Genomic DNA, 12,564 nt, shown 5'->3' with positions numbered 1-12,564 from the left:
TCCTTAATTTATATCACTTGGATTTAGTGCAATCAGTATGCTTGTGTCTTTGCTTTTACTTATAAAGTAATTTTTAAGTCTTGTAAGAAAATCAGATATTTTTTCTAATTTTTCCTCATTCGTTTTAATAATTATATTATATCTATATTTATTATTTATACGAGAAATTTTGCATGGATTTGGCCCTATTATTTTAACATCCAAATCTTTTTCATATTCTAAATCAAGATAATACTTTATTTTTTTTGATATGTCTATGCATTTTATTCTCGACTTGTTTAATACTTTAATAGTAATCAAATTTACAAATGGTGGATAATCGAAAGCTTTTCTTGCTTCTATCTCATATTTATAAAATCTTTCGTAATCATTTTTACTTGCTGCATTTATTACAAAATTATCCGGTCTATAGGTTTGTATTATTACTTCGCCTTTTTTATCTGCCCTTCCTGCTCTTCCTGAAACTTGGGTTAAAAGTTCAAAACTTGTTTCGTATGCTGTGTAATCATTAAGATTTAAAGATAAATCAGCACTAATAATTCCAACTAAGGTTACATTTTCAAAATCAAGACCTTTTGCTATCATTTGTGTCCCAATAAGAATATCAACTTTATTTTCTTTCATATTCTTATACATTTTTTCATAAGTTTTTTTATTTTTTGCTGTCATTGAATCCATTCTTATGATATTTGCTTTTGGAAACAATGCTTTAATTTCTTCTTCCAGTTTTTCAGTTCCAGCACCAAATTCTTTAATTTTATTTGAGCCACAAGAAGGACAAATATGAGGTTGGTTTTTTGTTCTTCCACAATAATGACATACTAATTTGGATACATTTTTGTGGTAGGTCATAGAAACATCACATGCTTCACACTTTATTACGTATCCACACTGCCTGCAAAAAGTAAAAGAATTATGTCCTATTTTATTCAAAAATAAAATTGTTTGCTCTTTATTTTTTAGTTTTTCTTTAATTTTTTCATATAGTAAAGAGCTTATCATTGAATAATTTGAACTTTTCAATTCTTCTCTCATATCAACAATATTCACTTTTGGGAGTCTTCCATTTACTCTATTTTTTAGTTCAAGTAATTTATAGTCTCCATCTATAGCTTTAGTCATAGTTTTAATAGATGGAGTAGCCGATGCAAATATTAAAGTTGCCTTGTTGTATTTTTTTCTAAATAAGGCCAACTCATCAGTATGAAATTTTGGATCTTGGGAAGATATATAACTTTTGTCGTGTTCTTCATCAATTATAATTAGACCAAGATTTTTAAATGGAGCAAAAATTGCGCTTCTTGCGCCTACAACGATTTTAACTTCTCCATTTTTAATCATTCTCCACTGTTGAAATCTTTCTTTTTGACTTAGTCTTGAGTGCATTATAGCAATTTTTTGTTTAAATCTTCCTTGAAATCTCTCTATAGTTTGGGGAGTTAATGATATTTCTGGAACAAGAATTATTGAATCTTTTCCCTTTTTTAGATTCTCTTCTACAATTTGTAAAAAAACTTCAGTTTTTCCACTGCCAGTAACTCCCTTTAATAAATAAGATTCATTAGGATTTTTTATAATTTTATTAAAGGCTTGACCTTGCTCGTTATTTAATGAAAATTTGCCATAATTTTTTATTTCTTTAACCAAAGATTCATTTACTTCTATTTTTTCAATTTTTACAATATTTTTTTTAACAAGAGAATCTAAAGAACTTTTACTTGAGCTTGTCTTACTTAATACATCTTTATAATCTGAATTTTTATTATTTTTGAGATAATTAATAATTTCTATTTGTTTTTTGGCATTTTTTGGAATTTTGATTTCCTTATAATTTTCAGATAGACTAAGTAAGTATTTATAATTAATATTTTGATTTGAATTAATGTCAAAATAAGAATCTATTAGTTTATTTTTTTTATATTTTCTTAAAGTATCTATATCTAAGCCATAATTATTAATTAAATCTTCCAAAGACTTTTTATCTTCTAAAATTTTATATAGCTTATCTTTTTTATCCAAATTTTTTGTTTTATAAAAATATTCTTTGATTTCTTTAATATTTCCAGGTGGTAAGACTTGTTTTATACAAGCTCTTAAAGGCGAAAGGTACCTTTTATTCATAAAAAAAGCTAAATTAATTAATTCATCATCTACGAGATTTTTTGAATCAATAATATCTACAACATCTTTTATTTCAAAGTTTTCATTCAAATTTTCCACTATATCGTAAACAAAGGCAATAGTATTCTTATTGCCTTTGCCAAATGGGACAATAATCCTCATCCCTTTTTTTATTTTATTTTTAAATTTATCAGGTATGTGATAAGTAAAAGATTTATCCAAAAATCTACTTTTACTATCAAGTATTACATAACAAAACAAATTATCACCTAAACCAAAAGATCCAAAATTTTATTAGCTAGTTCTTTTTTTGTCATTATATCAAGTTTTTCAACCTTATCTTTTGAAAGAATTGATGCAATATTTGTATCTACATCAAAACCTGCGCCCTTCTTTTTCAAATCATTGGCTATAATATAATCTGCCTTTTTTGATTCTAATTTTATTTTTGCATTTTTTATAAGGTCATCTGTTTCTGCAGCAAAACCAATCAAAACTTGTTTATCTTTTTTATTTCCAAAATATTTTAAAATATCAACATTTTCAATCAATTCTAGATTTAAATTGTCGCCATTTTTTTTGATTTTTTTTATCGCTTACTTCTCTAACTTTATAATCTGTAGGAGCAGCTGACATAATTAAGGCATCGCAATCATCAAATTCTTTATCAATTGCTTCTTTTAATTCTAAATTAGTTCTAATATTGATTTTATCAATTCCATTTGTCTTAATAGGATTTACAGGACCAGATACTAATTTAACATCAGCACCTCTTTTAAAAGCTTCTATCGCTATATTATATCCCATTTTGCCACTGGATTTATTTGTTATAAATCTTACATAATCAATTGGCTCTACAGTTGGTCCAGCAGAAACAATAATTTTTTTTCCCTTTAAATCTTTTTTTGTAAAATAATAATCAAGGTATCTTACAATATTTTCAGGTTCTTCCATTCTGCCATCTCCTCTTGTATCGCAAGCAAGAATCCCTGAATTTGGATTAATTATATGTACTCCTCTTTCTTTAATTGTTTTAAGATTACTTTGAGTTGCCTTATTATTTAACATATTTGTATTCATAGTAGGAGCTACAATTATGTCTTTATCACAAGCTAAAAGTGAGGCTGTAAGCATATTATCTGCAATGCCATAAGTCATTTTAGCAAGCGTATTTGCACTTAATGGTGCAACCAAAAAAACATCTGCCCATTTTGGAAGCTCAATGTGATGAACCTTTTCATGACTTCCTTCAAACATATCAGAATAGACAAGACATTTTCCCATAGTTTCAAAAGACAAAGGACTAACAAATTCACAAGCAGCCTTTGTCATAATAATTTTTAAGTTTGCTCCTTCTTTTTTTAATCTTGAGCAAAGATCTAAAACTTTATAAGCGGCTATTCCCCCACTAACACCTAGGAGAATATTTTTACCCTTAATCATTTTTTTCTACTTTTCCTTCCATTATTTCATGTAAAGCTTGAGTTACAGGTTTGTCTTCAACTTCTTTAGTTAATAAATCTGATCCATTTACAATTCTTCTTGCTCTTTTTGCAGCCATCATGCAAATTTCGTACCTACTTGAACTTATTTCTGATAATTCTTTAAAAGATGGATTATTCATATTTACTCCTTTTCAAAATCTATTTCTTCTCTAAAAACTTTATGTTTTTCTGCATTAATAATTTCATTTACTAAATTTATAGCAGAATTCAAATGATCATTTACAACCAAGTAATCATAATCTTTTATATAAGATAATTCTTTTCTTGCATTATGCATTCTTAGATTGATGTCACTTTCTGTTTCAGTTCCCCTATTAACAATTCTATTTTTTAGTTCGCTAAGGCTAGGAGGCGCCAGAAAAATATAAACTCCATTATCAATATTTTTCTTAACATTTAATGCTCCTTGAACATCTATTTCTAAAATTACTATCTTACCTTCATTGATTTTTTCTTCGACGAAGTCTTTAGGTGTACCGTAATAATTATCGTGAACTTTAGCATATTCCAAAAATTTATCTTCTTCAATCATTTTTTCAAATTCTTCATGACTCTTAAAAAAATAGCTTACTCCTTCTATTTCCCCAGGCCTTTGTTTCCTAGTAGTCACAGAAACTGAATAAACTAAGTTTTTTTGTGTATTCATAAGGTCATGCAATACTGTTCCTTTACCTACACCTGAAGGTCCAGATATTACTAATAAAAATCCTTTTTTCATCGTGCCTCCTTATTACTACTATTTTACATTATGCAAAAATTTAGTTCAAGTATATTATTCTGATATAATATAAATATAAAAATTAAAGAGGTGATTTAATGAGTTACGATGGTTTAGTAACAAAAGCCATAACTTTTGAAATAAAAAAATTATTGCTTGGAGGAAAAATCCAAAAAATTAGCCAACCTTCCAAAAATGATATTGTTTTAAATATCTATTCGATTGGAAAAAGCTACAAATTATTATTAAGTGCAAATAATAATGAAGCCAGAGTTCATATTACAGAAAGAAAATATGAAAATCCTATAAGCCCTCCTAATTTTTGCATGGTTTTAAGAAAATATTTAAATCAAAGTAAAATTGTTGAAATTGAACAATATAAAATGGATAGGGTTATTATTTTTCATATATCTTCAGTTGATGAAATGGGTTTTGATATTTCAAATAAATTAATAGTAGAAATAATGGGAAAATATTCCAATATAATACTAACAGATGAAAATTATAAAATAATAGATTCCATTAAAAGAGTAAATTTTAAAATGTCATCAGTTAGAGAAATCTTGCCAGGTCTAGAATATAAATTTATAGAAAGCAATAAAATTAATATTTTAGAATCAGATTTTTCACTTGATATTTTAAAATTAGATAAAAACATAGCAGATAATCAAAATCCAGAAAAACTTTTATATGAAAATTATTTAGGATTCTCCCCTACAATTTCTAAAGAGTTAATATACAAATCAAATATTGATCCTAGAATAAATTGGGGACTTGTAAGTGAAGATGAAAAACAATTGCTTAATGATAATCTATATGAACTTAGAAATTCATTAATTAATAATACCTACAGCCCAGTTTTATATAAAAATAGTAGAAAATATAAGGAATTTTATTCCTTTGATTTATCTGGTCTTGGGTTTGAAAAAATATTATGCAATTCTATGAGTAATGCTATTGAAAATTTTTATGAATCAAACAAATCCAATGATAGACTTAGACAAATTAAAAATAATTTATTAAGAAAAATAAATAGCCAAATTAAATTAGTTAATAAAAAAATAGATATTTTAAATAAAAATCTAAGCAAAGAAAAAAATATGGATTCTATAAGAATGAAAGGCGATTTACTAGCAGCAAATGTAAATAAATTAAACAAAGGCTATAAAGAAATAATTTTAAAAGATTTTTATAATAACAATAAAGATATAAAAATAAGCCTAGACTCTAGAAAAAATCCATGGGAGAATGTTGATAGTTACTATAAAAGATACAAAAAAATTAAAAATTCCATAGATTTTGCAAAAGATGATCTTCCAAAGCAAAATGACTTATTAGAGTATTTAAATCAAGTATCTGATTTTGTTGAAAGAAGCGAGAGCATAAGTGATTTAGATGAGATAAAAGAAGAACTAATTGAAAATAAAATAATTAAAAATACGAGTAGAAATAAGAAAAAAACTAAATCCAAATCAAAACCTATGCAGTTTAAAACTGTGGATAATAGTAATATATATGTTGGAAAAAATTCAAGACAAAATGACTATATTACTTTAAAACTTGCAAATAAAAATGATTATTTTTTCCACGTAAGAAATGCTCCAGGAAGTCACGTTATTTTAAAAACCAATTTATTAAATGAAAATGATATAAAAATAGCCTCCTATCTTGCTGCATCAAACTCATCACAAGCTAAATCAAATAAAGTTGACGTTGACTACACAGAAAAAAAGAATGTGAACAAGGCAAAGGGAGCTAAACCTGGTATGGTTTATTATGAAAATTTCAAAACAGTAACCGTAAATATGGATGAGAATCCAAAAAACTTATATGAAAAAATAAAATAAATTAAAAAGCCCAGAAAAAAATCTGGGCTTTTAACATATAAAATTGAATTATTATTTATTGTTAACTGCTTCTTTAAGAGTTTTACCAGCTTTAAATACTGGAGCTTTTGAAGCTGGAATTTTGATAACTTCATCAGGTTTTCTAGGATTTCTTCCTTCTCTAGCTTTTCTGTCTCTAGTTTCAAAAGTACCAAATCCTACAAGTTGAACTTTTTCTTCTTTTTTAAGAGATTCTGTTACAGTTTCGATGAAAGCATTTAATGCTCTTTCAGCTTCTACTTTTTTAAGTCCACTTTTTTCTGAGATATTAACTAATAATTCTGATTTATTCATATATCCTCCTTATAAATCAATCTTAATCTATTCTGCTTAACTCTAAGTAAGATTATACATATATATTTTATTTATTTCAAGCGTTTTTCAAATAAAAAGCTTGATATTTGAATTTTTTATAAGATTTTTCAAATAATTATTATATTCGTTTCTTAAATATAATTCTTTTGCATCAAGCAAAAGACTTTTTTTGTTATTATTTATTGAATTAACCATTAAAATTATGTATGAATCTTTGTATTTGAATACATTACTTATTTCGTTTGCCTTGGTTAGTGATGATTCTTTAAGCAAATTATCATCGTTATAAACGAACTCAGACCTATAAATATCATAATTTCTAACTTTATTTTTAAGATTATTTTTAAAATCATCAGAATTTTTAATATTAGACCTTATTTTTATAGCTTCTTTTTTATCATCAAAAATCAAGCAATCATACTTATATTTTTTATGGAGATTTTTATTATCTTCATAATATTTTAAAATTTTAGAATCTTTAACCTTATTATTGTTTAAAAAATAATCATAGTGTTTTTTCTAATTGAATCTTGATATGAAATTTCTTCAAATTCATCTTCTGTAACACCAAATGACTTTACATTTTCAATTAGTGAATCCTTTGATGAAATTTCTTGGCTTATTTTATCGATTATTTCTTGAGAATCATTTTTTGTTACTTTGATTCCATTTTTTTTCAAATCATCAAGCATAGCTTGATCCATAATTAAAGAATCTAAAAGTTCAGATTCTAATTTTTTGTAATTAGAATCTCCCTTTTTAGATTTAGAATCTAAGAATTTATCCCCATATTTTTTTAAATAAAATTTTTGATAATAACTTAATTCTTTTTCAAATAATTCTTTGCTTATTCCTTCATCATTAACAACAGCTACATACTTATCCTTATCAAATTTTTTTGAACAAGAACTTAGTAAAATTAAAGAAATACTAATTATTACTATTGGAATTTTCTTTATTATTTTCATCTTTTTTATTATCAGATGTTTTTGATTCTTTTTTTGTTTCCTTCTTTTGAGGACCATCTTCTGTTACTACTTTTGCTTTGTTAAATAGGTCTGTTAGGTAATCAGAATATTTTTTATCATTTAAGGTTTTAGAAATTTCATCTTTTAATGCTTCTGGAGAATCTTTTTTATCTGTAACTTTTATTATATGGTATCCATAAGAAGTTTTAACAGGATCAGAAACTTCATCTTTTTTCATAGAAAAAGCTTTATCTGCAAATTCTTTAACCATTTTATCTTTAGTAAAGTATCCTAAATCTCCACCTTTTTCTGCATTAGCAGTATCTTTTGAATATTCTTTTGCAAGTTTTGCAAAATCTTCTCCATTATCTAGTTTTTCTTTTACTTGTTTTGCTGTTGCTTCGTCAGCTACTAAAATATGGCTTGCTTTAACTTGAGATAGAGTATCTTTATTTTCTTCATAATATTTTTTAATTTGTTTTTCATCTACTGGATTTTTTTCTTCAAACCAAGCTCTGTGTTTTTGATAAATTTCATCTTTTTTAATTGTTTCTTTAAATTTATCACTGCTCATATTATAATCTTCAAGCATTTTATCAAATTTTTCTTGTCCACCAAATTGTTGAACATATTGTAAAAATTTGTCATCAAGAGCTTTATCATCAACTTTTACATTATTTTTTTTCATATCATCTGCTATAAGTTTATCTTGAACTAGCATTTGAACAATTGAAGGTTTTAATTGTTGTCTGCTTGCAAGCATTGCAGAATAAAAACTCATTTCATCTTTATAAGAATCTTTTGTGATTTTTTCGCCACCAACTAATGCTACTGCATCATCTGGTAATTTTTCTCCTTTTGCACTTTCTGAAGTTTGAGTTTCATTTGATCCGTTGTCTTTTTTGTCTTTTGCTCCATCATTAGCACAAGCACTTAATGCAAAACTTGTTGCTAAAACTAAGGCTATAAGTCTTTTGTTCATTTTTTCTCCTTAACATTTTTAATAACTTTTAATAATTCGTAACAGTCTAACAGTTTTGTATTTTTATTTGGTAATTTAAAAGCTGGATTTTGTGAAAGGTCAAATGAAAGTTCTCCGTGATAATTTTCATTAATTTGAGATAATTGCTCAAAAGTAAATTTATTTCTATCGTCATAAGATATTATTATTTCATTTTTTACTTCTCTAATTTCATCAAAACCTAATTTATCAGCAAGGGATTTTACCAATGATACGTACATTATATTGTCAACCATTAATGGAATATCTCCATACCTATCAATCAAATCTTCAACAAGAAAACTATAGTCTTCCAAAGTTTCAATTCTTGATATTCTGGTGTACATTTCTATTTTTTGTCCTTGATCTTCTATATAAGATTCTGGAATATAAGCATCCACTTTCAAGTCAATATATACGTCATTTAAATCGCTAGATTTAAATTCTTTTCCGCTTGCTTTATTAACAGCTTGTTGCAAGAATTTAACATATAAGTCATATCCAATAGCTTCTACTTGCCCACTTTGGCTTTCACCTAAAATATTTCCTGCGCCCCTAAGTTCTAAATCTCTCATAGCAATTTTATAACCACTACCAAAGTCAGAAAAATCTTTAATTGATTTTAATCTTTTTTCACCTATTTCAGTTAAAACTTTTCCTTTGGCATAAGTAAAATAAGCATAAGAAGACCTAGATGATCGACCTATTCGTCCTTTCAATTGATAAAGTTGACTAAGTCCCATCATGTCAGAATCATAAACTATAATTGTGTTTACATTTTGTATATCCATACCAGTTTCAATGATTGTTGTGGCAAGAAGTATATCAATATCCCCATTCACAAAATCTTCCATTATTTTTTCAAGATTTTTTGCAGACATTTGCCCATGAGCGATAGCAATATTTGCATCTGGTATTAATTCAACAAGTTCATTGTAAATTTTTTCGATATTATAAACTCTATTATAGACAAAATATACTTGCCCATCCCTATCAAGCTCTTTTTCGATAGCTCTTTTTATAATTGATGAATCATATTCTAATACGTAAGTATTTACAGGAAGTCTTCTTTCTGGAGGTTCATCCAAAGTTGACATATCCCTTATCCCAGTTAATGATAATTGTAAGGTTCTTGGAATTGGCGTAGCAGACAAAGTTAAAACATCAATATTTTCTTTTAATTTTTTTAGTTTGTCTTTATGTCTTACACCAAATCTTTGCTCTTCATCTATAATTAACAAGCCAAGATTTTTAAATTTTATATCATTTGATAGTAACCTATGAGTTCCTACAATAATATCAATTTTACCTGATTTTAAATTTTTTATATTTTTATCTTGTTCTTTTTTACTTACAAATCTAGATAATAAAGCACACTCGACAGGATAATCTTTAAACCTTTCTTTCATTGTAGAATAATGTTGACTTGCAAGAATTGTAGTTGGTACTAAAAAACAAACTTGATAGCCGTCCATTATTGCTTTAAATGCAGCTCTTAAAGCTACTTCAGTTTTTCCATAACCAACATCTCCACAAAGAAGTCTATCCATTGGTTTGATATTTTCCATATCATCTTTAATTTCATTAATAGATCTTACTTGGCTATCCGTTTCTTCATAAATAAAAGAATCTTCAAATTCTTTTTGCCAAGTTGTATCTTCACTAAAAGCACGTCCCTTGGCTTTTGATCTTTTTGCGTAAAGTTCTACCAAATCATCTGCTATTTCATCTACAGCTTTTTTTGCTCTTTGTTTAGCTTTTTTCCATTGATTACTTCCAAGTGATGAAATTTTTGGCTTGTCCCCTTTGTTACCAATATATTTACTAACTAAACCCATTTGGTCAACAGGAACAAATACTTTATCATTTCCCTTGTATTCAATTACAAAATAATCTTTTTTGGTATTATTTACTTCAATTTTAGATATTCCTTTATATATACCAATACCATTATTTTCATGAACTACATAATCGCCAATTTCTATATCAGAATAATTAATTATATCTTTAGCGCTTACTTGTTTCTTTCTTGTTTTTTTATTCTTAAATTTATCTTTACCAAAAATATCCCTATGAGAATATACATTTATTTTTTTGTCAGTGAAAATATAACCTCTTGATAAAGAATTTTCAGTTAAGATTATATTAGTATTATTTAAATCAGAATCTAGACCAATAGAAAAATTTCCAATATTATTTTCATTAAAAATTTCTTTTATACTTTCTAGAGATTTTTTATCAGATGCAAAAATAATAGCTTTTTCATTATTTTTAATTAAAGAATTAATATTAAAAATGAAATTTTCAATATTTTTATTAAAATTTTCTTGCTCAATAGATTTTAATTCAATAATTTTTTTTGCTTTTATTATATTATTGTTTTTTAATAAACTTGAAGAATTTATTATAGGATAAGATTTGATATTAGTAAAAATTTTATTTATATCTATTTTAATATTTTTAAATGATGGAAATATTTCCTCATTTTCTAACTGATTTGTAAAATCTAGATCTGATTTTTCCTTATCTTGTGAAAAATTGTCAATTGACCTATTTAAATCTTGAAAAAGAAATATTGAATCTTTATCTAAATAATCAAAAAAGTCATCAAAATTTTCATTTCTATAGGGAGTAATTAAATCTTCATTTGCGATATATAAACTATCACTGAGATAAGAAATTATTTGGTTATATTTATCTTTTAATTTTGTAGAATTACTTGAATCTGATATATTTTTTATATCTTTTTTTATTAATTCAATTATTTTCTGATAATCATTTTTATCATAAATTAACTCTTTTGTTGGTCTAATTATTATTTCATCAATATTTTCAAGAGATCTTTGAGTGTCTTTATCAAAAAATCTCATTGAATCTATTTCTGTATCAAATAATTCTATTCTTATAGGATTATCATATTCTATAGGCCAAAAATCTATTATTGAGCCCCTAATAGAAAATTCTCCTTTTGACTCAACTAATTTTGTAAAATCATAATTTAATTCTATAAATGATTTTTTTACCTCTCTTAAATCTAATTCACTATCAATATAAATTTTAAATGACTTATCTTTAAAAATTTTTCTTGGAGTTAATTTATTTCTTAAGGCATCTAAAGTAGTAGTAATTATAAACTTATCCTCATTAATAAGCTTTGTTAAAACTTCAATTCGATTTATTTCATTATTATTTTCTAAATTTTTAATATTGTAATAGTTAATTTCAGTTGATGGAAAATACATACAAGAATCATCTTGCAAAGAATTAATGTCATCACACATTAACTTTGCTTTTTTTTCATTCTCGCAAATAATAATTAATGTTTTTCCGGTGTAAGTAAATAGAGTTTGAAAAATATGAGCCTTGCTCTCATCAGTTAGGCCATGTAAAAATATTGGAGATAATTTTTTATAATTTTCAATTATTTCCTTAACTTGACTAATATTATAAATTTCATTAATAAGGCTATTCATTATCTTCAACTAGCCTTTTTGAATTAAACATACTCATAGTTTTTTCTATTCCTTCTTCTAAAATCATCTCTATAGCATCACTTGCAAGCTTTACTTCTTCTTCAATGATTTTAACTTCTTGTTTTGAAAATCCACTTAATACAAAATTCGCCAAATCCATATATGAAGGTTTTTTTCCAACTGCAACTTTTATTCTTGGAAAATCATCAAATTCTAGATTGTAAATAATTGACTTCATTCCATTATGAGTTCCAGCTGAACCTTTTTTTCTTATTCTAATACTTCCAAAATCAATATCTATATCATCATAAATAACTATTAGTTTATCATGGTCAAAATCAAAATATTTATATATTTCTCTAATAGCTTCTCCTGAATTATTCATATAAGTTTGAGGTTTTACAAGCATAACTTTATGGCCAGAAATTACTCCCTGGCCAATTAAAGATTTAAATTTAATTTTTCTTACATCAATACTATATTTTCTAGCTAAATAATCAATAGTTATAAAGCCAGCGTTATGTCTTGTGTTCTCATACTGTATACCAGGATTACCCAAGCCTACAATATAATACATT

10 protein-coding genes and 1 pseudogene are annotated in these 12,564 nt (G+C 25.7%); 1 reads left to right on the top strand and 10 read right to left on the bottom strand.

The features are described 5' to 3' along the window. Window positions 1-3 precede the first annotated feature (3 nt). The 4 genes and pseudogenes from priA to gmk form a co-directional block, all read right to left on the bottom strand. Window positions 4-2,382, bottom strand: coding sequence for a primosomal protein N' (gene priA, locus HGAG_RS01795; RefSeq protein ID WP_019117657.1), 2,379 nt, complete (start codon window positions 2,380-2,382; stop codon window positions 4-6). A gap of 8 nt (window positions 2,383-2,390) precedes the next feature. Continuing rightward, window positions 2,391-3,564: pseudogene (gene coaBC / locus HGAG_RS10405) on the bottom strand (bifunctional phosphopantothenoylcysteine decarboxylase/phosphopantothenate--cysteine ligase CoaBC). Continuing rightward, window positions 3,557-3,745 carry a DNA-directed RNA polymerase subunit omega gene (gene rpoZ, locus HGAG_RS01785; protein ID WP_004838826.1) on the bottom strand — a complete coding sequence of 63 codons (189 nt, stop codon included), beginning with the start codon at window positions 3,743-3,745 and terminating at the stop codon, window positions 3,557-3,559. The pseudogene coaBC and the gene rpoZ overlap by 8 nt, the downstream one beginning before the upstream one ends. A 2-nt stretch (window positions 3,746-3,747) precedes the next feature. Further along, entirely contained in the window at window positions 3,748-4,344 is a 597-nt protein-coding gene (gene gmk, locus HGAG_RS01780) for a guanylate kinase (RefSeq protein WP_004838827.1), read from the bottom strand. A 98-nt stretch (window positions 4,345-4,442) separates the two neighbouring features. Between gmk and HGAG_RS01775 the strand changes: the two genes are divergently transcribed. Beyond that, entirely contained in the window at window positions 4,443-6,191 is a 1,749-nt protein-coding gene (locus HGAG_RS01775) for an Rqc2 family fibronectin-binding protein (protein WP_019117656.1), read from the top strand. 51 nt (window positions 6,192-6,242) lie between these two features. Here HGAG_RS01775 and HGAG_RS01770 read toward each other — a convergent pair whose 3' ends face one another. The 6 genes from HGAG_RS01770 to pth all read right to left on the bottom strand — a co-directional run bounded on the left by HGAG_RS01770 (window position 6,243) and on the right by pth (window position 12,563). Continuing rightward, window positions 6,243-6,524 (bottom strand): HU family DNA-binding protein, encoded by a 282-nt coding sequence (locus HGAG_RS01770; RefSeq protein ID WP_004838829.1) that lies wholly within the window; start codon window positions 6,522-6,524, stop codon window positions 6,243-6,245. Between the two features lie 87 nt (window positions 6,525-6,611). Beyond that, complete coding sequence (locus HGAG_RS11850; protein ID WP_244263833.1) at window positions 6,612-7,013, bottom strand: peptidyl-prolyl cis-trans isomerase; 402 nt, start codon at window positions 7,011-7,013, stop codon at window positions 6,612-6,614. 26 nt (window positions 7,014-7,039) lie between these two features. Beyond that, window positions 7,040-7,513: a SurA N-terminal domain-containing protein gene (locus tag HGAG_RS11845; RefSeq protein WP_244263796.1), complete on the bottom strand. Its 474-nt coding sequence runs from the start codon at window positions 7,511-7,513 to the stop codon at window positions 7,040-7,042. Then, window positions 7,476-8,495 carry a peptidylprolyl isomerase gene (locus HGAG_RS01760; RefSeq protein WP_004838831.1) on the bottom strand — a complete coding sequence of 340 codons (1,020 nt, stop codon included), beginning with the start codon at window positions 8,493-8,495 and terminating at the stop codon, window positions 7,476-7,478. The genes HGAG_RS11845 and HGAG_RS01760 overlap by 38 nt, the downstream gene beginning before the upstream one ends. Continuing rightward, the gene (mfd, locus tag HGAG_RS01755) at window positions 8,492-11,986 is read right to left on the bottom strand and encodes a transcription-repair coupling factor (RefSeq protein ID WP_019117655.1); all 3,495 of its coding nucleotides are present in this window, start codon (window positions 11,984-11,986) and stop codon (window positions 8,492-8,494) included. Before mfd ends, HGAG_RS01760 begins: the two co-directional genes overlap by 4 nt. Beyond that, window positions 11,979-12,563: an aminoacyl-tRNA hydrolase gene (gene pth / locus HGAG_RS01750; RefSeq protein WP_019117654.1), complete on the bottom strand. Its 585-nt coding sequence runs from the start codon at window positions 12,561-12,563 to the stop codon at window positions 11,979-11,981. The genes mfd and pth overlap by 8 nt, the downstream gene beginning before the upstream one ends. Window position 12,564: the final 1 nt, after the last annotated feature.

This window comes from Anaerococcus obesiensis ph10, assembly GCF_000311745.1.
GTDB lineage: Bacteria > Bacillota > Clostridia > Tissierellales > Peptoniphilaceae > Anaerococcus > Anaerococcus vaginalis.
This window is presented reverse-complemented; position numbering and strand designations above follow the sequence as displayed.